22 protein-coding genes, 1 tRNA gene and 1 riboswitch are annotated in these 24478 nt (G+C 57.4%); of the genes, 11 read left to right on the plus strand and 12 right to left on the minus strand.

Annotation, left to right across the window (positions count from 1 at the left end; all coding sequences use genetic code 11):
• Positions 1 to 14: 14 nt before the first annotated feature.
• Positions 15 to 233: a DNA-binding transcriptional regulator gene (locus EHO01S_RS18270; protein WP_005281637.1), complete on the plus strand. Its 219-nt coding sequence runs from the start codon at positions 15 to 17 to the stop codon at positions 231 to 233.
• 141 nt (positions 234 to 374) lie between these two features.
• Here the strand turns inward: EHO01S_RS18270 and EHO01S_RS08760 are convergent.
• Positions 375 to 450, minus strand: a tRNA-Ile gene (locus EHO01S_RS08760).
• A gap of 135 nt (positions 451 to 585) precedes the next feature.
• Between EHO01S_RS08760 and mug the strand changes: the two genes are divergently transcribed.
• On the plus strand, positions 586 to 1080 hold the full coding sequence (mug, locus tag EHO01S_RS08765) for a G/U mismatch-specific DNA glycosylase (protein ID WP_024523600.1): 495 nt from the start codon (positions 586 to 588) through the stop codon (positions 1078 to 1080).
• A gap of 90 nt (positions 1081 to 1170) precedes the next feature.
• On the opposite strand, the gene rpoD is transcribed toward mug, so the two are convergent.
• The 3 genes from rpoD to rpsU all read right to left on the minus strand — a co-directional run bounded on the left by rpoD (position 1171) and on the right by rpsU (position 5400).
• Positions 1171 to 3012 (minus strand): RNA polymerase sigma factor RpoD, encoded by a 1842-nt coding sequence (rpoD, locus tag EHO01S_RS08770; protein ID WP_024523601.1) that lies wholly within the window; start codon positions 3010 to 3012, stop codon positions 1171 to 1173.
• A 235-nt stretch (positions 3013 to 3247) separates the two neighbouring features.
• Positions 3248 to 4996: a DNA primase gene (gene dnaG, locus EHO01S_RS08775; RefSeq protein WP_024523602.1), complete on the minus strand. Its 1749-nt coding sequence runs from the start codon at positions 4994 to 4996 to the stop codon at positions 3248 to 3250.
• A gap of 188 nt (positions 4997 to 5184) precedes the next feature.
• Positions 5185 to 5400 carry a 30S ribosomal protein S21 gene (gene rpsU, locus EHO01S_RS08780; RefSeq protein WP_005295814.1) on the minus strand — a complete coding sequence of 72 codons (216 nt, stop codon included), beginning with the start codon at positions 5398 to 5400 and terminating at the stop codon, positions 5185 to 5187.
• A gap of 213 nt (positions 5401 to 5613) precedes the next feature.
• Between rpsU and tsaD the strand changes: the two genes are divergently transcribed.
• On the plus strand, positions 5614 to 6639 hold the full coding sequence (tsaD, locus tag EHO01S_RS08785; protein ID WP_024523603.1) for a tRNA (adenosine(37)-N6)-threonylcarbamoyltransferase complex transferase subunit TsaD: 1026 nt from the start codon (positions 5614 to 5616) through the stop codon (positions 6637 to 6639).
• Positions 6640 to 6660: 21 nt separating this feature from the next.
• Here tsaD and plsY read toward each other — a convergent pair whose 3' ends face one another.
• On the minus strand, positions 6661 to 7338 hold the full coding sequence (gene plsY, locus EHO01S_RS08790) for a glycerol-3-phosphate 1-O-acyltransferase PlsY (protein WP_024523604.1): 678 nt from the start codon (positions 7336 to 7338) through the stop codon (positions 6661 to 6663).
• Between the two features lie 176 nt (positions 7339 to 7514).
• Here plsY and folB point away from each other — a divergent pair, with 176 nt between their 5' ends.
• On the plus strand, positions 7515 to 7880 hold the full coding sequence (gene folB, locus EHO01S_RS08795; protein WP_024523605.1) for a bifunctional dihydroneopterin aldolase/7,8-dihydroneopterin epimerase: 366 nt from the start codon (positions 7515 to 7517) through the stop codon (positions 7878 to 7880).
• A gap of 36 nt (positions 7881 to 7916) precedes the next feature.
• Positions 7917 to 8735, plus strand: a complete 819-nt coding sequence (bacA, locus tag EHO01S_RS08800; protein ID WP_024523606.1) for an undecaprenyl-diphosphate phosphatase — start codon at positions 7917 to 7919, stop codon at positions 8733 to 8735.
• 34 nt (positions 8736 to 8769) lie between these two features.
• On the opposite strand, the gene EHO01S_RS08805 is transcribed toward bacA, so the two are convergent.
• The 4 genes from EHO01S_RS08805 to EHO01S_RS08820 form a co-directional block, all read right to left on the minus strand.
• A complete protein-coding gene (locus EHO01S_RS08805; RefSeq protein WP_024523607.1) occupies positions 8770 to 10017 on the minus strand; it encodes a multifunctional CCA addition/repair protein in 1248 nt (415 codons plus the stop codon).
• A gap of 113 nt (positions 10018 to 10130) precedes the next feature.
• A complete protein-coding gene (locus tag EHO01S_RS08810) occupies positions 10131 to 10748 on the minus strand; it encodes a TIGR04211 family SH3 domain-containing protein (protein WP_024523608.1) in 618 nt (205 codons plus the stop codon).
• A 207-nt stretch (positions 10749 to 10955) separates the two neighbouring features.
• Positions 10956 to 12221 carry an inorganic phosphate transporter gene (locus tag EHO01S_RS08815; protein ID WP_024523609.1) on the minus strand — a complete coding sequence of 422 codons (1266 nt, stop codon included), beginning with the start codon at positions 12219 to 12221 and terminating at the stop codon, positions 10956 to 10958.
• A 22-nt stretch (positions 12222 to 12243) separates the two neighbouring features.
• Complete coding sequence (locus EHO01S_RS08820; protein WP_024523610.1) at positions 12244 to 12924, minus strand: TIGR00153 family protein; 681 nt, start codon at positions 12922 to 12924, stop codon at positions 12244 to 12246.
• A 150-nt stretch (positions 12925 to 13074) separates the two neighbouring features.
• Between EHO01S_RS08820 and EHO01S_RS08825 the strand changes: the two genes are divergently transcribed.
• Positions 13075 to 14379: a CYTH domain-containing protein gene (locus EHO01S_RS08825; RefSeq protein WP_024523611.1), complete on the plus strand. Its 1305-nt coding sequence runs from the start codon at positions 13075 to 13077 to the stop codon at positions 14377 to 14379.
• Positions 14380 to 14461: 82 nt separating this feature from the next.
• Positions 14462 to 17287 (plus strand): bifunctional [glutamate--ammonia ligase]-adenylyl-L-tyrosine phosphorylase/[glutamate--ammonia-ligase] adenylyltransferase, encoded by a 2826-nt coding sequence (glnE, locus tag EHO01S_RS08830; protein ID WP_071991009.1) that lies wholly within the window; start codon positions 14462 to 14464, stop codon positions 17285 to 17287.
• Between the two features lie 34 nt (positions 17288 to 17321).
• On the opposite strand, the gene EHO01S_RS08835 is transcribed toward glnE, so the two are convergent.
• Positions 17322 to 18251 carry a Kdo(2)-lipid IV(A) acyltransferase gene (locus EHO01S_RS08835; protein WP_024523613.1) on the minus strand — a complete coding sequence of 310 codons (930 nt, stop codon included), beginning with the start codon at positions 18249 to 18251 and terminating at the stop codon, positions 17322 to 17324.
• Between the two features lie 105 nt (positions 18252 to 18356).
• Here EHO01S_RS08835 and hldE point away from each other — a divergent pair, with 105 nt between their 5' ends.
• Entirely contained in the window at positions 18357 to 19790 is a 1434-nt protein-coding gene (gene hldE / locus EHO01S_RS08840; RefSeq protein WP_024523614.1) for a bifunctional D-glycero-beta-D-manno-heptose-7-phosphate kinase/D-glycero-beta-D-manno-heptose 1-phosphate adenylyltransferase HldE, read from the plus strand.
• A gap of 31 nt (positions 19791 to 19821) precedes the next feature.
• Positions 19822 to 21069: an L-methionine/branched-chain amino acid transporter gene (gene yjeH, locus EHO01S_RS08845; RefSeq protein WP_024523615.1), complete on the plus strand. Its 1248-nt coding sequence runs from the start codon at positions 19822 to 19824 to the stop codon at positions 21067 to 21069.
• 12 nt (positions 21070 to 21081) lie between these two features.
• On the opposite strand, the gene ubiK is transcribed toward yjeH, so the two are convergent.
• Positions 21082 to 21348 carry a ubiquinone biosynthesis accessory factor UbiK gene (gene ubiK / locus EHO01S_RS08850; protein ID WP_024523616.1) on the minus strand — a complete coding sequence of 89 codons (267 nt, stop codon included), beginning with the start codon at positions 21346 to 21348 and terminating at the stop codon, positions 21082 to 21084.
• A gap of 216 nt (positions 21349 to 21564) precedes the next feature.
• Positions 21565 to 21721, plus strand: a riboswitch (FMN riboswitch).
• Positions 21722 to 21836: 115 nt separating this feature from the next.
• Between ubiK and ribB the strand changes: the two genes are divergently transcribed.
• The gene (gene ribB, locus EHO01S_RS08855) at positions 21837 to 22496 is read left to right on the plus strand and encodes a 3,4-dihydroxy-2-butanone-4-phosphate synthase (protein ID WP_024523617.1); all 660 of its coding nucleotides are present in this window, start codon (positions 21837 to 21839) and stop codon (positions 22494 to 22496) included.
• A gap of 89 nt (positions 22497 to 22585) precedes the next feature.
• Here ribB and zupT read toward each other — a convergent pair whose 3' ends face one another.
• On the minus strand, positions 22586 to 23353 hold the full coding sequence (gene zupT, locus EHO01S_RS08860; protein WP_024523618.1) for a zinc transporter ZupT: 768 nt from the start codon (positions 23351 to 23353) through the stop codon (positions 22586 to 22588).
• Positions 23354 to 23544: 191 nt separating this feature from the next.
• Here zupT and ygiD point away from each other — a divergent pair, with 191 nt between their 5' ends.
• Positions 23545 to 24330, plus strand: coding sequence for a 4,5-DOPA-extradiol-dioxygenase (gene ygiD / locus EHO01S_RS08865; RefSeq protein ID WP_024523619.1), 786 nt, complete (start codon positions 23545 to 23547; stop codon positions 24328 to 24330).
• Positions 24331 to 24478 lie beyond the last annotated feature (148 nt).

Here is a 24478-nt window from a genome sequence, read left to right on the forward strand (position 1 = left end):
GGTCTGGGGGGAATATGTTTCACTGTCCAATCTGTGGTTATGCGGCACATGCTAGATCAAGTCGCTATTTAAGTGAGAATACCAAAGAGCGCTATCACCAGTGCCAGAATGTCAATTGCTCGCATACATTTAAGACAATGGAGACATTTCAGGCTTCCATTGTTTTGCCGGGTAAAGTGAATCCGGCGGTGCCGCACCCGGAGCGGAGTGGACAGCAACCTTTGTGGATGTGAGAAGAGCCCGCGAAAGCAGTTTTTTATCGCCATAAATATGGCTGTGAAAAATCCACCGCCATTTTATCGCCACTTAAAAACGAGATAACAAAAAAGCCACTCTTTCGAGTGGCTTAATTATATGATTTTAAAGCTAAAATTTGGTGGCCCCTGTTGGGTTTGAACCAACGACCAAGCGATTATGAGTCGCCTGCTCTAACCACTGAGCTAAGGGGCCGAGTGGCGGGGATTATAGAGTAAATCACGGGGCGAGATCCAGTGCCTAGACCGCGCTAGCCGTTTTTTTGAACATGGCTAGCCCCTTGTAATTACGATAAGATTTGTGTCATTCGGATAATTGTAAGGTGCAGTGATGAGTGTAGATATTCTAGCTCCTGGGCTGCGGGTGGTGTTTTGTGGCATTAACCCGGGTCTAAGCTCGGCCCATACGGGATACCATTTCGCCAATCCGCATAATCGCTTCTGGCAGGTAATCCATCTGGCGGGCTTCACCGCGCGCCAACTGGCGCCGTCGGAGGAGCGTCATCTGTTGGAGACTGGCTGCGGAATCACGGCGTTGGTGCAACGTCCGACGGTGACGGCGGCGGAGCTGACGGCAGCCGAGCTGTATGCTGGAGGCGAGGCGTTGCGGGCGAAGATACAACAGTATCAGCCGCAGGCGTTAGCGATACTAGGCAAACAGGCTTTCACCCAGGCGTTCGGCGTGCGACGCCCTAGTTGGGGACGACAGGCACAACGCATCGGCGAGAGTGAGGTCTGGCTGTTACCCAATCCGAGCGGCCTGAATCGGGCAACGTTGGCTGAATTAGTCGCTCACTATCAGGCGTTATACCAGGCATTGCGTTAGGTGAGCGTGCCACGGTTGCGTGTGGTTCGGCCCTAAAAGAAAACCCCCGGCGATGATGGCCGGGGGGAAAGACAACAGCAGAGGACGCGATTAGTCGTCCAGGAAGCTGCGCAGGACTTCGGAACGGCTGGGATGGCGCAGCTTGCGCAGCGCCTTGGCCTCGATCTGGCGGATACGCTCACGGGTAACGTCGAACTGTTTACCGACCTCTTCCAAGGTATGGTCGGTGTTCATGTCGATGCCGAAACGCATACGCAGTACCTTGGCTTCGCGTGCGGTCAGTCCGGCCAACACGTCACGGGTTGCGGAGCGCAGGCTCTCGGAGGTGGCGGAATCCAGCGGCAGCTCCAGCGTGGTGTCTTCGATAAAATCACCCAGATGCGAATCTTCATCGTCACCGATCGGGGTTTCCATCGAGATCGGCTCTTTGGCGATCTTCAGCACCTTGCGGATCTTATCCTCCGGCATCATCATGCGTTCGGCCAACTCTTCCGGCGTCGGCTCGCGTCCCATTTCTTGCAGCATCTGGCGTGAGATACGGTTGAGCTTGTTAATGGTCTCAATCATATGTACCGGGATGCGGATAGTACGCGCCTGATCGGCGATGGAGCGGGTAATCGCCTGGCGAATCCACCAAGTGGCGTAGGTTGAGAACTTATAACCACGACGGTATTCGAACTTATCAACCGCCTTCATCAGACCGATGTTACCCTCTTGGATCAGATCCAGGAATTGTAAGCCGCGGTTGGTGTACTTCTTGGCGATGGAGATAACCAGACGCAGGTTGGCCTCGACCATCTCTTTCTTGGCGCGGCGCGCTTTCGCTTCGCCGATAGACATACGGCGGTTGATGTCTTTGACCTGTTCGATGGTCAGACCGGTCTCTTCTTCGATCTGATGCAGTTTTTGCAGGCTGCGCTCGACCTCTTCACGCATATCCTTGAGTTTCTCACCCCAAGGCTTGCCCATCGCTAACGCGGCCTCGAACCAAGTGATACTGGTTTCGTTGCCAGTGAACAAGGTGATGAAGTTTTTCTTCGGCATCTTGCTCTGCTCGACGCACAGCTTCATGATCAGTCGCTCTTGGCCACGCACGCGATCCATCATCTCACGCATGTTATTGACCAGGTAGTCGAACTGCTTCGGTACCAGGCGGAATTGCTTGAAGATTTCCGACAGGTTTAAGATCTCTTCTTGCGCTTTGGCGCTGCTGCGTCCTTCGGCTTTGATGGCCAGACGCGTCTTCTCATGCTGCTCGCGCAGTTCGATGAATTTTTGCCGTGCGAGCTCGGGATCGATGCTGTTGTCATCGTCGCTGTCATCACTGTCGCCATCTTCATCTTCGTCTTCATCGTCGTCGTTCAGCTCTTCTTCCGGCAACTCGGAGCCCACGTGAGTTGCAGTCGGTGCCATCTCTTCTTCGGCGTTAGGATCGACGAAGCCGGTGATCAGATCGGAGAGACGGGCTTCGCCCGCTTCGACGCGATCGTACTGCTCCAGCAGGTAGGTGATGGCCTCCGGATACTCGGCGACGGAGCACTGCACCTGGTTGATACCGTCTTCGATTCGCTTGGCGATATCGATCTCCCCTTCACGGGTCAGCAGTTCGACGGTACCCATTTCACGCATGTACATGCGCACCGGGTCGGTGGTACGGCCAATTTCGGATTCGACGCTAGACAGAACCTGTACCGCCGCTTCGGCGGCGTCTTCGTCGGCAATGTTTTCCGCCAGCATCAGGTCATCGGCATCCGGTGCTTCTTCCATCACTTGGATGCCCATGTCATTAATCATTTGGATGATGTCTTCGATCTGATCGGAGTCGACGATATCTTCCGGCAGATGGTCATTGACCTCAGCATAGGTCAGGTAGCCTTGCTCCTTGCCCTTGGTAACAAGAAGTTTGAGCTGTGACTGCGGGTTTTGCTCCATAAGACGGTATCCACACTTCAGAGTTTTAATTGGTGTTGGTCGGATTATCTATGCCAGCCAACGATGCTTAAGGCCCGAATCATCAGGACCGTACGCGGGTTACTTTCATTCGTCGCCGCTCCCCGGTATTGCGGCATGCAGGTGTTACATCCTGCGTGGTATCGGCAATCAAGCCGCTAAATTTATGATGATGTCTAATCACCGCCTCCATTCAGGACGCGGTGTCTATTATGCATTAATGCTTTTTGGCTAACGCCTCGTTCAGTGAACGCACCTCTTCGCGCTCCGCGGGCGTCAGACCCTCGGTTCTGGCGCGGGCGATAAGATGTTCCAGCCGTTGCTCCAGCACGGCATCATATAGGCTGCCAAGGGTGTCGACGAACGTTTCGAGCACCATTGGCTCTATGATCATGTGGTTCCATGTTGCTAATGTTTCAAGCTGTGGCGCATATTTATTATCGCGATACAACTCTAGCAACTGTCCGGTGCTTAGCCCCGGTTGTGCCAGGCAGGTCTCCACCAGCTCGATAAACAGCGGCAGACCCGGCAGCGAGTGTTGGCGCAATCCTTCTAGTGTTGGCACTTCGGCGGCTAGCGCCGGATTTTGCACCAGCAATGCTATTAGTATACGCATAGTCGTCGGTTTTAACCTGGGCGGCTGATAATTCTTTACCGCCGAATTACGCTGTGGCAGCAGCTTTTCCAACTGACTATCGTCGAGTATGCCTAACTTCTGTCCGAGCGCCTGGCGCAGGTAGAGGCGCAAGGTCTCACCGGGTACCTGGCCGATGAGCGGTAACGCAAGGGCGCTGAGTTTGGCCCGACCATCCGGGGTGCTCAAGTCGACCTGGGGCAGCAGGCTGTCGAACAGAAAAGTCGACAAAGGATGCGCCGCGTTCATCCTTTGCTCGAAAGTGTCCGTCCCCTCTTGGCGCACCAATGTATCCGGATCCTCGCCCTCGGGGAGAAACATAAATTTCAGTTGGCGGCCATCGCTCAGATAGGGCAGCGCGGTCTCCAGCGCACGCCAAGCCGCTTCACGGCCAGCGTTATCGCCATCGTAACAGCACACTACGCTGTCAGTATGGCGGAACAGTAATTGTATATGTTCGGCGGTGGTAGAGGTGCCTAACGACGCAACGGCGTAATTGATGCCATACTGCGCCAGGGCGATGACATCCATATACCCTTCGACCACCAGCAAACGCTCCGGTTGCGCTGCGTGTTGTAATGCCTCATACAGGCCGAATAGCTGGCGGCCTTTATGGAAAATCTCTGTCTCGGGCGAGTTAAGGTACTTAGGCGTACCGTTACCTAATACGCGCCCGCCAAAGGCGATTACCCGCCCGCGTTTGTCGCGGATGGGGATCATGATGCGGTCACGGAAGCGGTCATAACTGCGACCGTTGTCGTTATTGACCAGCATCCCGGCATCGTTAAGCGCACTACGTCCCGCGGGCTCACGGCCAAAACGCTTGAGCGCATTATCCCAACCCGGCGGTGCATAACCGATGGCAAAGCGATCCATGATGCTCTGACTCATACCGCGCTCGGCGAGGTAGTGCTGCGCCTGTGTCGCGTCAGGCTGGCGTAACGCCTGCTGGTAGTAGCGACATAACCCTTCCATTAACTGGTAGAGATTTTGGCGCTGATGGCGCTCCATTTGGCTCGGTCCAGTGCCAGACTCATAGGGCACTTCCAGTCCCGCCATAGTGGCCAACTCTTCAATGCTTTCGACAAATTCAAGCCGGTCATAGTTCATCAAAAAATCGATGGCGTTGCCGTGGGCACCGCAGCCAAAGCAATGGTAAAACTGTTTGTCCGCGTTAACGGTGAACGAGGGAGTCTTCTCGTTATGGAATGGACAGCAGGCATGATAGTTCTTGCCTTGCTTCTTGAGTTTCACCCGCGCATCGATCAGCTCGACGATATCGGTTCGAGCCAGCAGATCGTTGATAAATACGCGTGGGATTCGTCCAGCCATAAGCCCTTTACAGTGGTTGTCTGCCGGGCGTCCCCGCAGGGAAGAGGGCAAACAGTTTTACAGCCTCTAAACGAGAACAAGCCGCGCATTCCTTTCGGAAGGCACGGCCTTCATATGTCATTGTCCGAATACTACCAACAACGACATGATCTGTGAGCTACTAACGAGCGGGGAAAACCCCGCCGATATTAGTACAGACGAGTACGGCGTGCGTTTTCGCGAGCCAGTTTCTTGGCGTGACGTTTAACTGCGGACGCTTTAGCGCGCTTACGTTCGGTGGTCGGTTTTTCATAGAATTCACGACGACGAACTTCAGCCAGGATACCTGCTTTCTCGCAGGAACGTTTGAAGCGACGCAGAGCTACGTCGAACGGCTCGTTTTCACGTACTTTAATTACCGGCATGTGCCTCTCACCTCGATAAAAATCGGTCTTTTCGCTGGCCATCTGCCAGCTGTTCAAAAATGGTGCGGAATTTTAATCCGAACAGCACCCGATTGTAAAGCGCTGTCTCATCCTTCAACGGCGTTGGGCCGCAGTAAGAAAGCGAAGTAGTATAGCAGAATTGTGCTATTATGCGCCACTTTGAGTTGTTCAGAACGAGTTGTTGGAGCCGTCATGCGTATTCTGGGGATCGAAACCTCCTGTGATGAAACCGGTATCGCCATTTACGACGATGAAAAAGGGATCCTGGCCAATCAGCTATATAGCCAGATTAAACTGCATGCCGACTATGGTGGCGTGGTGCCGGAACTGGCGTCGCGCGACCATGTGCGTAAGACCGTACCGCTGATCCAGGCGGCGCTGCGTGAGGCGGGGCTGACCTCGGCCGATCTGGATGGCGTAGCCTATACCGCTGGACCAGGACTGGTGGGGGCGCTATTAGTTGGCGCTACCGTCGGGCGTGCGTTGGCCTTTGCCTGGGGGTTGCCTGCGGTGCCGGTGCATCATATGGAAGGGCATCTGTTAGCGCCGATGTTGGAGGATACGCCGCCAGCATTCCCGTTTGTTGCGCTGTTGGTCTCTGGCGGTCACACTCAGCTTATCAGTGTTACTGGCATTGGTGAGTATCGCCTCTTGGGCGAGTCGATCGATGATGCCGCCGGCGAAGCCTTTGACAAGACTGCCAAACTGTTGGGATTGGATTATCCCGGTGGGCCGGTGCTGTCACAGATGGCTCAGCAGGGTGTACCTGGCCGTTTCGTTTTCCCGCGTCCAATGACCGATCGTCCGGGGTTAGATTTAAGTTTTTCGGGTCTAAAAACCTTTGCCGCCAATACCATTCATGCCAATGGCGATGATGCGCAGACGCGTGCCGATATTGCGCGCGCCTTCGAGGATGCGGTGGTAGAGACGTTGGCGATCAAATGCCGCCGGGCATTGGAGTTGACGGGCTTTCAGCGCCTGGTGATGGCCGGTGGTGTGAGTGCTAACCGCGCGTTGCGCGCGCGCCTAGCGCAGATGATGCAACAGCGTGGTGGCGCAGTGTTCTACGCCCGGCCTGAGTTTTGCACCGACAATGGCGCGATGATCGCCTACGCAGGTATGGTACGATTGAAGAGCGGGGTCGATGCCGACTTGTCGATCACCGTGCGTCCGCGTTGGCCTCTGGCTGAGTTACCGCCAGTGAATGCGCTCGGTTAATCTCCTGCCCGCGCCGTCGCCTCAACGCGCCGCGGGCGGCTTGCCGTCGTTATCCTGCGGCGGAGTCTGTTCCTGCAACGGTGGCGTCAATTCGTCGCGCTTCCCTTGAGAACCGCGGCGCCAAATCTTCCCCTCTTTCCCTCGCCATAGACGCTGGATGTTGTCGTGATGCCGCATCAGGATCAGGCAGGAGAGCATCGCCACGGGAAAAGTGAACTGCGGCTTGAACCACCAGACATAAAACGGAGCGATAAGCGCGCTGACGATGGCGCCGAGGGAGGAGTAGCCGCTTAAGAGCACCGTCAGTAACCAAGTGCCGACCATCAATCCGGTCAGATCCCAGCCGATAGGCGCGATAGCCCCGAAAGCGGTCGCCACCCCCTTGCCGCCACGAAAACGAAAGAAGACTGGGTAGATATGGCCTAGACAGGCGGCGATGGCGGTCAAGCCGAGATAAAAGGGGGATATCTCCAGCTTATAGGCCAACCAAACCGGGATCATCCCCTTCAAAATATCGAAGATCAGTACCGCGCTGGCGGCTAACTTACCGCCGATGCGTAATACGTTGGTTGCTCCGGGATTACCAGAACCATTTTCCCGCGGGTCGGGGAGACCGGCCGCTTTGCAAACCAGAATGGCGCTGGAGATGGAGCCGCACAGGTAGGCGAAAATAATCATGCCTAACGCAGTCGCACTCATTGATTCAGCTCCGTCTTATTGATAGGAAAATTCAGGGTGTTGAACCACCTACGCCCTGTGCCACCCCGCTACTCCGCAGAGGGATTAGTGCGCGACAGCGTCGGATATCTGTGGATAATACGCACATTCTACAAGAAGTGGTATCCGCCGCAGGGTAAAAAAACGGGAATCGCGTGATGGACATCGTATTTATCGAAGGGTTGACGGTGGTCACAACCATCGGAGTCTATGACTGGGAACAGACGATCCGCCAGAAGTTGGTGTTTGACGTTGAGCTTGGCTGGGATAATCGCCACGCCGCGCAGAGCGACGATGTTACGCACTGCCTGAGCTACGCCGAGGTGAGCGAGGCTATCTTGCAACATGTGGAGCCGAACCGTTTCGCCTTAGTCGAACGCGTAGCCGAGGAGGTCGCCGCATTGCTATTGGCTCGTTTTAATAGTCCGTGGGTGCGGTTACGAGTGAGTAAGCCGGGCGCAGTCGCCCAGGCGCGCAGTGTGGGTGTGTTGATCGAGCGCGGTTATCGTCCGGCGGTCGTGTAAACTGTCATTATCAATCACAGCAGGAAATAAAGATATATGGAGCTGTATACGCTGTTTAATGCGTTTATCCTGGGTATCGTCGAGGGGTTAACCGAGTTTCTGCCGGTATCGTCTACCGGACACATGATTATCGTCGGCCACTGGTTAGGCTTTGAAGGCGACAAGGCTAAGACGTTCGAAGTGATCATTCAGTTGGGTTCGATCCTCGCGGTGGTGGTGATGTTCTGGCGCCGTCTGTTCGGTTTGATCGGTATTCATTTTGGCCGACCGCCGCTGCATGAGGGGCGTAGCCAGGGGCGGTTAAAGCTGGGCCATATCCTGCTGGCGATGATACCGGCTGTATTGTTGGGATTGTTGTTTCATGATTTTATCAAGACACTGTTTACCCCACTGACGGTGACCTATGCCCTGGTTGTGGGCGGTCTTTTGCTGTTGGCAGCGGAATGGCTCAAACCGGCGCAGCCGCGTGCGCAGGGGCTCGATGACATCACCTATCGCCAGGCGTTTATCATTGGCTGCTTCCAGTGTCTGGCGTTGTGGCCGGGCTTCTCCCGCTCCGGGGCGACCATCTCCGGTGGCATGCTGCTGGGCGTCAGCCGCTACGCAGCCTCGGAGTTCTCTTTTATCTTGGCAGTACCGATGATGCTGGGAGCCAGCGCGTTGGAGCTGTATAAGAGTCTACCTTACCTGTCATGGGGCGATCTGCCGATGTTCAGCGTAGGCTTCATCACCGCTTTTGTGGTCGCGTTGATCGCTATCAAGACCTTCCTTAACGTGATAAAGCGTATCTCGTTTGTCCCTTTCGCTATTTACCGTTTCGTGGTGGCGGCCGCGGTCTACATGCTGTTCTGTTGAGCTGGCGTTTGTGGGCAACACGGGATGGAGGCGCTTAGGCCGCGCCCGTCCCGCTCTCCTCTTGAGCGGCTTTCCATGCCTTCAGCGCCTGTAGTCGGCGCTGTTGCAGCTCTGCGCTGATTGCCGCTCCCTGGAAGCCATCGGCCACCACTTCGCGTACCGCCACCTGCGCTACCGCCTGATAGGCGGCCCGCAGGTAGTCACCTTGCGGGTAAGGGGCTTCCTCTAGGCCAGTACGGCCCCGGGCATCAGCCTCGCTGCATAAAATCATCTGCTGCAAGCGCTGGGGACGGCGCCAGACATCGATACTATCTAACAGCTTGAGCAGGGTGTTGGGGCGGAGACGATCAACCGTATGGATCAAATCGTGATACTCGGCGACCAGCAACGCCAGATCACGCAACGGATTGGGGATGCGCAGGCGTTGGCATAGCTCACGCACTAGGCGTACGCCTGCCGGGCCGTGGCCATGGTGATGGGGCCAGAAATTGGGGTTGGTCAGTCCCTTCCCGACGTCATGAGTGAGCGCGGCGAAACGTACGGCGAGATCTTCGCTTAAACGTGTCGCCATCGCCAAGGTCAGTAGGGTATGGACACCCGTGTCGATCTCTGGGTGCCACTTGGCCGGTGCTGGTACGCCAAACAGTCGGTCGATTTCGGGGAACAAAATGGCTAATGCGCCGCAGTCGCGCAGTACCTGAAAGTAGACCTGTGGCGCGGGGCCAGCCAGCGCCTTCTCTGTTTCCAGCCAGACACGCTCGGCGGTGAGGTGGTTCAGCTCGCCTTGTTGCGTCATCTGCTGCATCAGAGTCAAGGTCGGCGCGGCGATTCGAAAACCGAGGGGAGAGAAGCGGGCGGCGAAACGGGCGACGCGTAATACCCGCAACGGATCCTCGACGAAGGCTGGAGAGACATGACGCAACAGACGCTGTTGCAGATCCGATAGCCCGCCGTAGGGATCGATGAGCTGTCCTGCGTCGTCCTCGGCCATGGCGTTGATGGTCAGATCGCGCCGCAGCAGATCCTGCTCTAGGGTCACGTCTGGCGCGAAATGGGTGGTAAAACCGGTATAGCCTTGGCCAGCTTTGCGCTCGGTGCGCGCCAAGGCGTACTCCTCCTTGCTACGCGGATGGAGAAAAACGGGAAAGTCTTTACCAACCTGTTGATAGCCCTGGGCGAGTAGACATTGTGGCGTCGCCCCAACCACCACCCAGTCACGATCGTGTGTGGTGAGATGCAGGTATTTGTCGCGCACGGCGCCCCCGACCAGATAAATCTTCACGTGCCATCCTCGGTATACAGCCGGTTAGTTGTTAATGCAATGTTACTGCAAGCATCCGGCAACGGCAATCGCTGCCGGACGGGATCGCCCCGCAGGGGGCGGCGGGGCGAGATTTAATTCATCCAGCGCGTTTTCTTACGGTTTGGCAGCAGGCGCGGGAGCAGCAAGCCCAGCAGCAGGCCTGCGCCAGCGACGCCCCCACCATATAGGAACCATTGTAGGATGATGGCACGTTTTTTGTCATCCAGTTGCGAATTGAGGGCCCCGAGGCTCTTTTGTGCGTTGCTCAACTGTTGGCGCAGTTGCTGGTTTTCCGCCTGAAGGCGGGCGATGGCGTCGTCGCTGCCAGCAACCTTGCGTTGCATCTCGGCGGTCTTCTGCTGCCATTCGCCATCGATATGGCTGAGCTTGACGGTCAGGGCGCTGAGTTGTGATTCTAGCTGGGGCACACGGGTACGCAGGCTAGGCTGATTGCTGAGTTGATTGAGAGGGAGCCAGACGTTGCGCCCTTTGGCGTCGCGGATCTGCGCGAACTGCGTTTGCTGATTAACACCTAGCAGCGTTACTGGATCGCCGGCATTGATAGTACCGACGATGCGATACTGGTTGCCGGGGCCGCTATGGACGTAGGTGCTGAGCGCATCGGAAATGAAGCGCTGTTCGTCGGCATGGCTCTGGAAGGCCAGGCAGAGCCCGAGCAAAGGAAGGAGAAGGCGGCGAAATTTATGCATGGCGAGAATCAGTTTATTTAGTGAATAAATTGGCCTGATAGTAAGGGGAAGCGTACGGTGAGGCAATGAAAAAACGGAAAATGGGAACTCTCTGAGCGCTTGCGGCGTGGCACGGCCATTGCCAGCGAGAACGGGCACAAAAAAAACGGCCAGAGCGCGTTGTGCCCTGGCCGGTTTGTTGCGTTTTATCGCCGGATGGCGGGTCGATCAGCCGAAGATAGCCTGTAACAGATAAAACAGGACGATGGAGAGCGCCGCCCCAGCCGGTAGGGTGACGATCCATGAGGCGACAATATTACGCACCACGTTCAGGTTGAGCGCCGCGATGCCTCGGGCGAAACCCACTCCCAACACCGCGCCTACCAGCGTCTGGGTGGTCGAGATGGGCAAGCCGGTCCCGGAGGCGATCACCACCGTTGACGCGGTGGCAAATTGAGCGGCGAAGCCACGGCTGGGCGTCAGATCGGTGATGCCGGTCCCGACGGTCTCCATCACGCGGCGTCCCATCAGCGCCAGACCGACGACGATACCGATACCGCCCAGCGGTAGGATCCACCAGACGATGGGCGAGGTGCTGGCCAGGACATTCGGATCACGCACGATGGCGACGATGGCCGACAACGGCCCAATGGCGTTGGCCACATCGTTGGAGCCGTGGGCGAAGGCCATGGCACAGGCGGTGATCACCATCAGCAGACTGAATACGCGTTCGACACCACGGAAGTGATCCTGCTCGTCGGCATCATCGGTAAAGGACTTGCGCGATAGGTACAGATAGCCACCCAACATGACCAGCAGCGATACCAGTACCGAGATTAGCCACGTTTCGCCATCCGTCAGATGCAGACCTACGTGTTTCAGCCCCTTTTTGATGGTCACCAGAGCGATCACCAATGCAGTCAGGAACATGTAGACCGGGCCAAAGCGGCGGGCGTTAGCGAACGGATTGTCGGTGTTGAAGATCAGCCGTTGGGCGCTAAGGAAGATGCCGTAAGCGACGACGCCAGAGATCAGCGGCGTGATGATCCAACTGCCGACGATGCCTTTCACGCCGCCCCATTCGACCGCCTCCGGGCCGATGGAGACGCAAGCGAAACCGATGATGGCGCCGATAATCGAGTGGGTAGTCGAGACCGGCCAGCCCATTAGGGAGGCGACGATCAGCCAGATACCGGCGGCCAGTAACGAGGCCATCATGCCGAAGACTAAGGTCTGCGGATGGCCGGCGAAAGCGCTGGTATCAATGATGCCGCTACGGATAGTTTGTGTCACTTCGCCACCAGCCAGATAGGCCCCGGCGAATTCGAAGATCATCGCGATGATGATCGCCTGACGGATGGTAACGGCGCGGGCGCCGACGGAGGTCCCCATGGCGTTGGCGACGTCGTTGGCGCCGATGCCGATAGCCATCAGCAGGCCAAAGAAGGCCGCCACCATAATTAATAATGTGCCGTGGTTGGCAATGATTTCCATCTATTGTGTCCGTGTGTGGTAATTAACTTCGGGCCAGCATCAGTTCCAAGCGGGAACCAACGCGCAACGCTTTGTCGGCCAGCCCGCCGACCCACTCGATGATTTGGTAGAGAAACATAATGTCGACGGGGTTCAACTCGCCCTCAAGCGCAAGCAATGCCTGGCGCAATAGGATCTGTAAGTGATCGGTATCGTCTTCGATATGATCCAACTCCATTACCATCTGTTCGACCAGATCGGCCTCACGGCCGCGGAACCCGGTTTCCAACAGCTCATCCATCTCATGGATGACCTTATTGGACAGCGCCGTGGCATCCAGACAACGTTGTAAGTAATTCATAAAATCCGCCTGCATCACCTGCGGGATCTGCAACTGACGGCCAATAACGCGGCCGGCAATATCCTTGGCACGGTTAGCTAAGCGATCTTGCTGCGTTACCAACTCCAGCATGTCGCCACGATCGACCGGCAGAAACAAACCGCGTGGTAATTTCAGCCGGATTTCACGCTTCAGCGTGTCAGCCTGTTTTTCCAGATTGGAGATCTGTTCGCGCACGGTTTGCGCCTGATCCCACTGTTGCTGCGCGGTGGCGGCAAAGAAAGGGATGAGCAGGCTACAACATTCGTGCACACGGCTGGCGTGCTCTTGCAGGGGTTTCAGTGGAGACTTGGCAAACAAGCCTAAAATAGTATTTACTGGCATCACTCATGCACCTTAAATTGATGGTTTTCTGCGCATAGTTCGTCAGAAAGGTGCGCATGGTAACTGATGTGCCCTACATTGGACACCGTTTTTACATTTTTTCCCGAGCAATATCTCACACCTCGGTAAAACCTTAATATGACAGAAAAAATGACCGTGGAAATTGAACTGAAATTCATCGCACTTCCCAGCGCCGCACAGGCATTACCTGCCAGCCTAGCGCAATGGCCGCTTCAGCATACGCCGGCTCAGGCGTTGAGCAATATCTATTATGAGACGGAACAGCAGACTTTGCGTAGCTATGATATGGGGTTACGCATTCGCGGCTGCGATGGAAACTATGAAATGACGCTGAAGACCGCCGGCAGCGAGTTTGGCGGTCTACATCAGCGCCCGGAGTATAATATTCCGCTAGATCAGCCAGAGCCACGCTTAACACTGTTGCCCGTACAGGTTTGGCCGCCGGCATGCGATCTCGCCGCGTTGCAGGCGGCGCTGCAACCGCTGTTCAGTACCGATTTTCGGCGCGAAAAGTGGGTAGTCACTTACGGAGCGAGTCAAATCGAAGTCGCACTGGATCAAGGCGAGATCCGCGCCGCCGAGATGTGTGAGGCGTTACATGAGATCGAGCTGGAGCTGTTGAGCGGCGAGCGCGCCGATCTGTTCGCTTTTGCCGAGCAGTTACTGACCTTCGATGGTGTACGCCTGGGCAGTTTGAGCAAGGCTGCACGTGGCTATCGTCTAGCGGCAGGGGCCCCGGCGATGCGGACGCAGGCATTCGCCTTACTTCGTTTGCCGGCGAGTGCTTGCGTTGAACAGGGATTCTCCGCGGCGCTGCGCCATTGCCTGGCGCATTGGCAGTATCATGAAGAGGCCTGGTTGCGTGGCGATGCCGCCGCGCGATCCGGCGTGCAGGAGGCGTTGGCGGCATTACGCCAGTGCCTGACCCTGTTTGGCGGTATGGTACCGCGTAAGGCGAGTGCGGCGTTGCGTGCCGGGATCGGGGCACTGGAGTCACGCCTTGCCCAAGCTGAGTGTTCGGCGCAGACATTCTGTTATAGCCACGATGCGTTGGCGACCCAGTTAGCGCTTACTCGCTGGTTGGCTGAGTCGGGTTGGCGTCCCTTCGTTGATGCGGCGGGGCGAGACAAGCTGGCCGGCTCATTCAAGCGTTTCGCCGACATCATGCTGGGGCGTTGCGGCGCGGAGCTGAAAGCATTGTTTGCCCATATCCATCACCCTCAGGAGTATCAGGATAAGCGGTTGCGTTTACAGCACCAGATGCTGGCCGTACGTCTGCTGGGCGGTGCCTACGAGAGCGAGCAAGTGGAGGCCTATCTGGCGCCTTGGCTGGCTCTGGAGCAGGCCATTGCCCATGCACCAGAGGCGCTGTCGACAGGCGTTTGCCGTCAGGCCTTGCATCAACCAGCCTTTTGGCTTAACGGCGCTCATTGAGTCGGCGCGACGCGTCGCGGTTCCGTGCGCTCGTGCATTGCGTCATGCGATACGCAAAGGAGTGAGGATGTCCGAGTTTCAGATGATGCCAGCGTTACTGCGCGCTCAGGGGGAGCGTCAAGCTGCGCGCTTATCAGCGGTGGCGCCGTCGGCGCTGCCAGTACTGGCGCTGAGTGACTTCGTTGCCGATGCCTTCAGCGCCCATCCTGAGTGGTGGCAGCGCTTGCAAAGCCAGGCACCGCAGGCGATGGAGTGGCAGCAGTATGCTGATTGGTTGGCGCAGACGCTCGCTGCGGTTCAGAATGAGGCAGCGTTGATGAGTGCGTTACGCCTATTCCGCCGCCAGATGCTGGCGCGCATCGCCTGGATGCAAGCCAGCCATCAGGCAGACTGTCAGCAGACGCTGGCCCAGCTCAGCGTCTTGGCCGAGACCTTGATCATCGGGGCACGCGATTGGCTTTATGCCCGCTGTTGTCAAGAGTGGGGCGTACCGTGTAACGAGGCCGGCGAGGCACAACCCTTGCTGATCCTCGGAATGGGGAAGTTGGGGGGCGGTGAGCTGAACTTCTCTTCTGACATCGATCTCATCTTCGTTTATCCCCAGGGGGGACGTACCCGTGGCGGTCGGCGCGAACTGGATAATGCCCAGTTCTTCACCCGCCTAGGGCAGCGGTTGATCAAGGCGCTGGATCAACCGACGGTGGAGGGATTTGTTTACCGGGTGGATATGCGTCTGCGTCCTTTCGGCGACAGTGGCCCACTGGTGCTGAGTTTTTCTGCCTTGGAGGATTACTATCAGGAGCAGGGGCGCGACTGGGAGCGTTACGCCATGGTCAAGGCTCGCCTGCTGGGCGATGTCCAGGATCGCTACAGCCAGGAGCTGTACAGTTTGCTACGCCCCTTCGTATTCCGCCGCTATATCGATTTCAGCGTTATTCAGTCGCTGCGCAATATGAAAGGAATGATCGCGCGCGAGGTGAGGCGTCGCGGGTTAACCGACAATATCAAACTGGGTGCCGGCGGTATCCGCGAAATCGAATTTATCACCCAGGTCTTTCAGTTGATCCGCGGTGGCCGCGAACGGGCACTGCAACAGCGCGCGCTGTTGCCCGCTTTGGCCGCGATCGGCCAACTGGGGCTATTGACCCAGGAGCAGGTGGCGACGCTACGCGATGCCTATCTCTTTTTACGGCGTCTGGAGAACCTGTTGCAAGCGATCAACGATGAGCAAACCCAGACGCTCCCGGCGGATGAACTCAACCGCGCTCGTCTCGCCTATGGCATGGGGGTTGCGGATTGGGCGCAATTACAGCAGGCGCTACAGATCCGGATGGCGGCGGTACGGGCCATTTTCAACGCCCTGATCGGCGAGGACGATGGCGAAGAGGAGCCTCCCTCCGACGATGCCTTGCATTTCGCCCCGCTGTGGCAGGAGAGTCTGGAGGCGAGCGAAGTGGCGCACCTGATGCCGCAGTTGACCGAGGAAGCGCGGATGCGACTTCAACGCGCGCTGGCCGATTTTCGTCACGATGTGGATAAGCGCACCATCGGTCCGCGTGGACGCGAGGTGTTGTCGACCCTGATGCCGACGCTATTGGCGCAGGTGTGTGTACGCAACGAGGCGCTGGCGCTGCTGCAACGCCTGATACCTCTGCTGCTCAACATTGTGACGCGTACTACTTATTTGGAGCTATTGGTGGAGTATCCGGCGGCGTTGAATCAGTTGATCCGTCTATGCGCCGCCTCGCCGATGTTGGCTGACCAGTTGGCGCGCTACCCGTTGTTACTCGATGAGTTGCTCGATCCCTCCACTCTCTACCGGCCCGTCGCCCAAGAGGCGTATCGTGATGAACTGCGTCAATATCTGCTGCGTATCCCGGACGATGAAGAGCAGCGTTTGGAGGCGTTGCGTCAGTTCAAGCATGCGCAGCAGTTACGCATCGCCGCTAGCGATATCGCCGGTGTGTTGCCGGTGATGAAGGTCAGCGACCATCTGACTTATCTGGCGGAAGCGATGATCGATGCGGTGGTGCAGCAGGCCTGGGAACAGATGGTGGCGCGCTATGGTCAGCCGATGCATCTGGTCGGCCAGCGTACGCGCGGCTTTGCCGTCATCGGTTATGGCAAGTTGGGCGGTTGGGAGCTGGGTTATGGCTCCGATTTGGATCTGGTGTTTCTCCTGGATTGCCCGGCGGAGGTGATGACCGAAGGGCCGCGCATTATCGACGCTCGCCAGTTTTATCTCCGACTGGCGCAACGCATCATGCATCTGTTTAGCACTCGCACCACCTCAGGGATCCTGTATGAGGTTGACGCGCGGTTGCGTCCTTCAGGGAGTGCCGGAATGCTGGTCAGTACCCTGGAAGCTTTCGCAGACTATCAACGTAACGAGGCGTGGACTTGGGAGCACCAGGCTCTGGTACGAGCCCGACCAGTCTACGGTGACGAAGCGATGCACCAGCGTTTCTCCGCCATTCGTCAGGAGATCTTGTGCCGTGTCAGAGAGGGAGAGACATTGCAACGCGAGGTGCGTGAGATGCGCGCCAAGATGTGCGCCCATCTGGCTAGCCGCCATGCTGAGCAGTTCGCGATAAAAAGCGATCGCGGCGGCATCGTGGACATCGAGTTTATCGCCCAATATCTGGTATTGCGCTATGCCGCAGAGCAGCCACGCCTGACGCACTGGTCGGACAATGTGCGCATCTTCGCGCTGATGGCACGCTATGGCATTATGGCGGAGGAGGAGGCGGCTGGGTTGACGCAAGCTTATGTTACCTTGCGCAATACCCTGCATCACTTGGCGCTACAAGCGTTACCGGGCGTAGTGGAGGCGACCCGTTTTAGCGCCGAGCGGGCGCGGGTGGCAGCGAGTTGGCGGCGTTGGCTCGGCGAGGATGACGCTTCCTGAAACACGCCGGCCAAAACCGGCGGCGACCAGTGGATCAGTAACGTGAGGGTACGCCTGGTGGACAGGTCTTAAAACGGCGATGGAGCCACATGTACTGAGTCGGTGCCAACATGATCTCGCGTTCTACGATACGGTTCATGTAGGCGGCTGCCGCGTACTGATCGTCGAGCGGAAAATCCTGGATCATCGGCTGGATATACAGGGTGTAGCCGCTGTCATCCGCGTGACGTACTGGCGTGAAGGGCAGGATCGTCGGTTTACTCATGCGCGCCAGGATGTAGCTGCCGGTGGTGGTGGCTGCCTGCTCGACGGCGAATAGTGGCACGAAGACGCTGCTCTTGGGGCCGTAGTCGTGATCCGGCGCGTACCAGACGATCTCCCCCTCTTTCAATGCGCGGATCATTCCTTTCACATCACGCCTATCGATCATGTACTTGTTAGAGCGTAGCCGCCCCCAGGTTTGCAGCCAGTCGAGTACCGGGTTGTCGTTGGGACGATAGACCCCGACGCCCGGATTCTGCATGCCGAAGATGCGCGCACCCAACTCCAGGGTAAGAAAGTGCATTCCAATCAATAGGATACCTTTCTTCGTGTCGAGTGCTTGTTGCATGTTGTCGTCGCCCTCGATCTTACACCAGCGGCGGATGCGCCAATCCGGCCAGAACCAGGCCATTCCCGTTTCGACCAGCGCCATGCCCACCGATTCGAAATTCTGCTCTAACCAGCGTTCGCGCTCGTGCTCCGCCATCTGCGGGAAACACAACTCGAGATTGCGTCGGGCGACCTGGACGCGTTTCTTTAAGAAGTGCATCGACAGCTTTCCCAGTCTCTTACCCAGGCGGGAAAGCCAGGGATAGGGCAGTAGCATGATCAGATAGAAGATCCCGATCCCCAGCCAGGTAAACCAATAGCGGGGATGCAACATACTGCGCTGAAACTGCGGATAAACGTGATTGTCTGCCATAACGCTCGTTCAAGGGGCCTCAAAGATAGATTTAGGGGCTAGTGTAATTGATATTGGAGGGATTGTGATAATATTGCGCCCATCTTGATACGTAGGAGCCTGGGGATGAAAGTAACCCTGCCTGATTTTCGCCGCGCCCAAGTGATGGTTGTGGGCGATGTGATGTTGGATCGTTACTGGTATGGGCCAACCAGCCGGATCTCGCCGGAAGCACCGGTGCCCGTGGTCAAAGTCGAGACCATCGAAGAGCGCCCCGGTGGGGCGGCCAACGTGGCAATGAACATCGCCTCGCTGGGGGCTTGCGCGCGTCTGGTAGGGTTGACCGGTGTCGATGACGCTGCCCGCGCCTTGGCGGAGCGCTTGGCGGAGGTTCATGTCGCTTGTGACTTCGTTGCGGTGCCGAATCAGCCGACCATTACCAAACTGCGCGTGCTGTCACGCAATCAGCAATTGATCCGTCTGGACTTTGAAGAGGGATTCGGTGGCGTCGACCCAGAACCGATTTTTGCGCGTATCCGTCAGGCGCTGCCGCAGTTGGGTGCGCTGATCCTGTCCGATTACGCGAAGGGCGCCTTGGCTGCGGTACAACCGATGATCCGCTTGGCGCGCGATGCCGGCGTGCCGGTGCTGATCGACCCGAAAGGTACCGATTTTGAACGTTATCGTGGGGCAACCCTGTTGACGCCGAACCTCTCGGAATTCGAGGCTGTCGTTGGTCGCTGCCATAGCGAGCAGGAGATTGTCGAGCGAGGGTTGGCGTTGATGGAGCGTTTCGAACTGACCGCCCTGCTGGTGACGCGCTCCGAACAGGGGATGACCTTGCTTCAGCGCGATGTCCCTCCGCTGCATATGCCGACGCAAGCGCAAGAGGTGTATGACGTTACCGGCGCCGGTGACACGGTGATCGGCATGTTGGCGACGGCTATCGCCGCCGGTACCTCGCTGGAGGAAGCCTGTTTCTTGGCGAATGCCGCTGCGGGAGTGGTGGTGGGCAAGCTGGGTACTTCCACCGTTTCGCCTATCGAGTTGGAGAATGCCATCCGTGGCCGTGCCGATACGGGCTTTGGCGTGATGTCGCAGGACGAGTTGAAAGCGGCGGTATTTAAGGCGCGCCAACGTGGCGAAAAGGTGGTGATGACCAACGGGGTGTTCGACATTCTGCATGCCGGTCACGTGTCTTACTTGGCGAATGCACGTAAGTTAGGCGACCGACTGATCGTCGCCGTCAACAGCGACGCGTCGACTAGCCGTTTGAAGGGGCCGGAGCGCCCGGTCAATCCATTGGCCCAGCGCATGCTGGTTCTGGCCGCCTTGGAGTCCGTTGACTGGGTGATCCCGTTCGAGGAGGATACCCCGCAGCGTATCATCGCCGAGATTTTGCCCGATCTACTGGTGAAAGGTGGCGACTATAAGCCGGAGGAGATCGCCGGTGGACGCGAGGTGATCGCCGCCGGCGGCGAGGTGCGCGTCTTGAACTTTGAGGATGGCTGCTCGACGACCAATATTATCAATACCATCCGTCAGACCTCGCATAGCTAAGGTGTCATAGGCAGCTTAGCAGGATAGCATCGTGGCAACATTAAAGCAGGAGTTGGGGGTGGTGCAGGGGGTCGGTTTACTCTCCACCTCCTTGTTGGGAACTGGGATCTTCGCAGTTCCGGCGCTCGCCGCCCAAGTCGCCGGCGCAGACAGCCTCTGGGCCTGGCCGTTATTGATTGTCTTGGTCTTTCCCATCGCCATCGGCTTTGCCGGATTGGGGCGTCATTTCCCCAGCGCAGGCGGTGCGGCGCACTTTGTCGGTAAGGCGTTTGGCCCCCATATGGCGCGGGTGACCGGTTGGTTGTTCTTGTCGGTGATCCCGGTCGGGTTGCCCGCGTCATTACAGATCGCCGCGGGTTTTTGGCAGGCGATGTTCGGGTGGCAGGGGAGCGCTCTGCTGGCGGTGGAGTTGACGACGCTGGTGGCGGTATGGTTGCTGGGGACACGAAGCGCCGGCTCCAGCGCGAATTTACAGACGCTGATCGCCGTGTTGGTTGTGCTGCTAATCGCCGCTATTTGGTGGCGTGGCGGCATTACCCCGGCGACGATTCCTTGGCCTGTGGCGCAGTCGCTTTCGCTTCCTCCCCTTGCTGCCGCGCTGGCCGTGATGTTTTGGTGTTTCGTCGGTCTCGAGGCATTCGCTCACTTAGCGTCGGAGTTCCGTCATCCCGAGCGTGACTTCCCTCGGGCATTACTGCTGGGGTTGCTGCTGGCCGGACTGGTCTATTGGGCTTGTAGCGTGGCAGTGCTCTACTTTCATGCCTATGGAAGTGGACGCGAGGCGGCGGCGTCATTACCGGGCATCGTGGTGCAATTGTTTGGTCGACAGGCGCTGTGGATCGCCTGTGTGATCGGCTATTTGGCGTGCTTTGCCAGCCTGAATATCTATATCCAGAGTTTCGCTCGCCTGGTATGGACTCAGGCTCAGACGCGGCCCGCTAGCCGCTTGGCACGCCTTTCGCCCCGGCAGACACCACTCAATGCGCTGACGGCGGTGGTCATCTGCTGCCTCGTGTGTTCGCTGACCGTCTATCTGAGCGATTTGGCGCTGGATGCCCTGATTGTTTACGCGAACGGTGTTTTCATCATGATCTATCTGTTATGTATGCTGGCCGGATGCCGCCTGTTGCGCGGGAAGGCGCGTCTGATGGCCGCGGTTGGCGCGGGGCTGTGCCTGTTATTACTGTTGATGGTCGGGATGAAGAGTCTATATGCCTTAGGGATGCTGGTGTTGCTGACGTTGGTGCTGCCGCACCGCGGGCGGCGGCGCGGCGTATGAGGGCGGGCGTGGTTAGGCCTGTTCTTCGTCATCCCGTTTCAAGCGGCTCTCCAGTGCGCTGACACGCTGTTCCAGTTGCGCTAGCTTTTCCCGGGTACGCAGTAATACTTGCGTTTGGACATCGAAGTCTTCGCGATTGATCAGATCCAGGCGGTTAAGCTGCATCTGTAGGATCTGGCGGATCCGTTTCTCCATATCATCACCGAACTCGCGCAGTCCCTTCGGCATGGATTGATGCACCTGACGGGCAATCTGTTCAATTTTCTTGGGATCAATCATGGTGCGTTCCTTGGTTTTTACGGCAGTCATGCGGGAGTCGATACGTTACCGTAGTGTGATCTTAGATGCCAGTAGAGGGGGCAATTATTGTACGCAATCGCTTGTCTTGGATGATAAATGTTCGTTCGCCCGTCATAAGCTACGGCTTTGTGAGCGAACGCCAATAATCGACGATGGTCATTGCTCGCTACGTGCTTTGGCGTTATAGTCATTTCGCTTACTTCTCAGGGCAGGGTGAAAGTCCCTACCGGCGGTAAATCGGTACGCAGTGGCGTCACCGAAAGCCCGCGAGCGCTTGCATTGCGATGCAAGGTCAGCAGATCCGGTGTGATTCCGGGGCCGACGGTTATAGTCCGGATGGGAGAGAGTAACGACATCTGCCGGGATGAACCCGCTCGCGTTATTTGGGCCATGCTTTAAGCATGAGCCGCTCCTCAAATTGCCCTGATTCTGGTAATTCATACAACTATCGATGAGGTTTTTTTACCATGAATCAGACTCTGCTTTCCGATTTCGGTACCCCGATGGAGCGCGTGGAACATGCGCTGTCTGCACTGCGCGCCGGCCGTGGCGTCATGGTGCTGGATGATGAGAATCGTGAAAATGAAGGCGATATGATCTTTGCCGCCGAAACCATGACTGTCGAACAGATGGCTTTGACCATTCGTCACGGCAGCGGCATCGTCTGTCTGTGTATCACAGAAGAGCGTCGTCAGCAGTTGGATCTGCCGATGATGGTGAGTAATAACACCAGCCACTACGGTACGGCATTTACCGTGACCATTGAGGCAGCCGAAGGGGTTACCACTGGCGTCTCTGCACAGGATCGTCTGACCACGGTGCGCGCAGCGATTGCCGATGGCGCTAAACCGAGTGATCTGCACCGGCCTGGCCATGTCTTCCCGCTGCGCGCGCGTCCTGGTGGCGTCTTGGTTCGTCGTGGTCACACCGAGGCGACGATCGATCTGGTATCGCTGGCCGGTTTCCGCCCGGCAGGGGTGCTGTGCGAGTTGACTAACGATGACGGCACGATGGCGCGCGCACCGCAAGTAGTGGAGTTTGCCCGTCAGCATGCTATGCCGGTAGTGACCATCGACGATCTGGTGGCCTATCGCCAAGCGCATGAGTCCCAGGAGCAGGCGAGCTGAGCGTCGCCGCTTCGTGTGATCAATAAGGGATAGCCAGTGGCTATCCCTTTTTTGTTGCTCGCCTCGCCGAAATAGGGGCGATATGGCAATCATAGCGACGTGGTTTGTAACAGGGCCAGACTGAGTCCCATGACCGTGATTCCGCACAGTACACCACGACTGGGGTTATTCTGGGGATCGATCTCCTTGGCCAGCGGCATCAACTCATCGACCGACAGCGCCACCATGATGCCGGCAACTAGCGTCATGATCGCCGCCATGCCGATGGGCGAGATGGCTGGACCGATTACAGCATAAGCCAATACTCCACCGAGGATTTCCGCGACGCCAGACAGGCTTGCCCAACTGAAAGCGCGCAGGCGTGAGCCGGTGGCGGCATACACTGGCCCGGCGACGGCCAGTCCTTCAGGGATGTTATGGATGGCAACCGCTAAGGCGATGCCCATGCCTAACTCCAGATCGGCGCTGGCGGTAACATAGGTGGCGATCCCTTCGGGGAAGTTATGCAGGCTGATCCCCAAGGTGAGCAGCAGAGCGGTACGCTTCAGATTACGCGGTGCGCTCCGGCCGAGTGGAACCATGTCATGCGCGTGGTTGTGTGGCAGTAGTCGATCCAACAGAAAATAGCCCACCAAACCGAGAACGAACATACCGTATCCCAGCAGAGGCGGCATACCCGGCGTAGCTAATGCCGCCGGAAGCATCTCCATCAGAGAGATCAGCAGCATGATCCCGGCGGCGAAACCAAGCGAGAAAGCCAGCACCCGGTTAGATGGCTTCCGGCCGATAATCGCGAGCAGGGCACCGACGGCCGTCGCGGCGCCGGCGAGCAGCGTCAAGAGCAGGGGAAGGGACATGAGCACACCCTCATCAAAGATGATAATGATTTTCATTATTTATGATGTGTGAACAAAAGTAAATATTGGTGATCGTGTTATACGCAATCCCACCGATTGTCTGTGCCTATTCTATTCTTGTCGGAGAGCGCGCTATGCGCATCCGTTTCGCCGCAGGTCCGCTTCGACGACGGTTTGTGAGGAGTATGGCGATGCACGATGCCCCAATGCCCGCCCTGTTTCTGGGGCATGGTAGTCCGATGAATGCCTTGGCTGAGACGCCCTTTAATGCATTGTGGCGACGTCTGGGTAGTGCGTTGCCACGCCCGCGTGCCATCGTGGTGATCTCCGCTCACTGGTGTACCGAGGGGCTGTGGGTCACGGCGATGTCCCATCCGCCTACCCTGCATGATTTTGCCGGCTTTCCGACGCCGCTTTCTGCGCTGAACTACCCGGCACCGGGGAGCCCGGCGTTGGCGCGTGAGTTGCAGACGTTGCTGGCGGCGGATTTTCCATTGGCGTTAGCGCAGCAGGCGTGGGGCTTGGATCATGGCGCCTGGAGCCTGTTACTGCATCTCTATCCGCAGGCTAACATTCCGGTGGTGCAGCTTAGCCTGGATCTGACGCGTTCAGCGGCCGACCATTATCGCTTAGGGCAGCTGCTGGCACAGTTACGGCGACGCGGCATCCTGTTGTTGGGAAGCGGAAATGTGGTGCATAACCTGCGTACCTTACGTTGGCAATCGGTCGCCTCTCCCTATCCCTGGGCGTTACGTTTCGAGCGTTTCGTGCGGGATAACTTGTCGCAGCAAAGCGCTACGTCGCCGCTGGTGCAATTTGCACGCCACCCGGATGCGACACTGGCCCATCCGACGGTGGAGCATTTCTTGCCGCTATTAACTGTACTGGGATGTTGGGATGGGCGAGAGCGGCAACAGGTGTTCGATCTGGGGATCGTGATGGGCTCGTTGAGCATGTTGTCGCTACAGATCGGTTAAGGGCCAGAAAGAGGCTAGGAGACATTTGAGCCGGAGAAAGTCAGCCATAAGCGCTGAGTTCGTGACAACGAAACAAGTAAAAATAACAGAGATAACTAAGAGATAAGACAGAGGAGAAAGCATCGAGGGAACAACAGAGAAGTGGTGC

It is taken from the genome of Edwardsiella hoshinae NBRC 105699 = ATCC 33379 (genome assembly GCF_000474215.1).
Taxonomy (GTDB): domain Bacteria; phylum Pseudomonadota; class Gammaproteobacteria; order Enterobacterales; family Enterobacteriaceae; genus Edwardsiella; species Edwardsiella hoshinae.

Excerpts from the sequence above, each read along its gene's own strand:
- EHO01S_RS08820 (WP_024523610.1), bottom strand. The coding sequence starts at position 12,924 with ATGCCAGTAAATACTATTTTAGGCTTGTTTGCCAAGTCTCCACTGAAA.
- plsY (WP_024523604.1), bottom strand. The coding sequence starts at position 7,338 with ATGAGTGCGACTGCGTTAGGCATGATTATTTTCGCCTACCTGTGCGGC.
- mug (WP_024523600.1), top strand. The coding sequence starts at position 586 with ATGAGTGTAGATATTCTAGCTCCTGGGCTGCGGGTGGTGTTTTGTGGC.
- dnaG (WP_024523602.1), bottom strand. The coding sequence starts at position 4,996 with ATGGCTGGACGAATCCCACGCGTATTTATCAACGATCTGCTGGCTCGA.
- EHO01S_RS08835 (WP_024523613.1), bottom strand. The coding sequence starts at position 18,251 with ATGGCAGACAATCACGTTTATCCGCAGTTTCAGCGCAGTATGTTGCAT.
- ygiD (WP_024523619.1), top strand. The coding sequence starts at position 23,545 with ATGCACGATGCCCCAATGCCCGCCCTGTTTCTGGGGCATGGTAGTCCG.
- bacA (WP_024523606.1), top strand. The coding sequence starts at position 7,917 with ATGGAGCTGTATACGCTGTTTAATGCGTTTATCCTGGGTATCGTCGAG.
- EHO01S_RS18270 (WP_005281637.1), top strand. The coding sequence starts at position 15 with ATGTTTCACTGTCCAATCTGTGGTTATGCGGCACATGCTAGATCAAGT.
- tsaD (WP_024523603.1), top strand. The coding sequence starts at position 5,614 with ATGCGTATTCTGGGGATCGAAACCTCCTGTGATGAAACCGGTATCGCC.
- ubiK (WP_024523616.1), bottom strand. The coding sequence starts at position 21,348 with ATGATTGATCCCAAGAAAATTGAACAGATTGCCCGTCAGGTGCATCAA.
- rpoD (WP_024523601.1), bottom strand. The coding sequence starts at position 3,012 with ATGGAGCAAAACCCGCAGTCACAGCTCAAACTTCTTGTTACCAAGGGC.
- ribB (WP_024523617.1), top strand. The coding sequence starts at position 21,837 with ATGAATCAGACTCTGCTTTCCGATTTCGGTACCCCGATGGAGCGCGTG.
- rpsU (WP_005295814.1), bottom strand. The coding sequence starts at position 5,400 with ATGCCGGTAATTAAAGTACGTGAAAACGAGCCGTTCGACGTAGCTCTG.
- folB (WP_024523605.1), top strand. The coding sequence starts at position 7,515 with ATGGACATCGTATTTATCGAAGGGTTGACGGTGGTCACAACCATCGGA.
- EHO01S_RS08825 (WP_024523611.1), top strand. The coding sequence starts at position 13,075 with ATGACCGTGGAAATTGAACTGAAATTCATCGCACTTCCCAGCGCCGCA.
- hldE (WP_024523614.1), top strand. The coding sequence starts at position 18,357 with ATGAAAGTAACCCTGCCTGATTTTCGCCGCGCCCAAGTGATGGTTGTG.
- zupT (WP_024523618.1), bottom strand. The coding sequence starts at position 23,353 with ATGTCCCTTCCCCTGCTCTTGACGCTGCTCGCCGGCGCCGCGACGGCC.
- EHO01S_RS08810 (WP_024523608.1), bottom strand. The coding sequence starts at position 10,748 with ATGCATAAATTTCGCCGCCTTCTCCTTCCTTTGCTCGGGCTCTGCCTG.
- glnE (WP_071991009.1), top strand. The coding sequence starts at position 14,462 with ATGATGCCAGCGTTACTGCGCGCTCAGGGGGAGCGTCAAGCTGCGCGC.
- EHO01S_RS08815 (WP_024523609.1), bottom strand. The coding sequence starts at position 12,221 with ATGGAAATCATTGCCAACCACGGCACATTATTAATTATGGTGGCGGCC.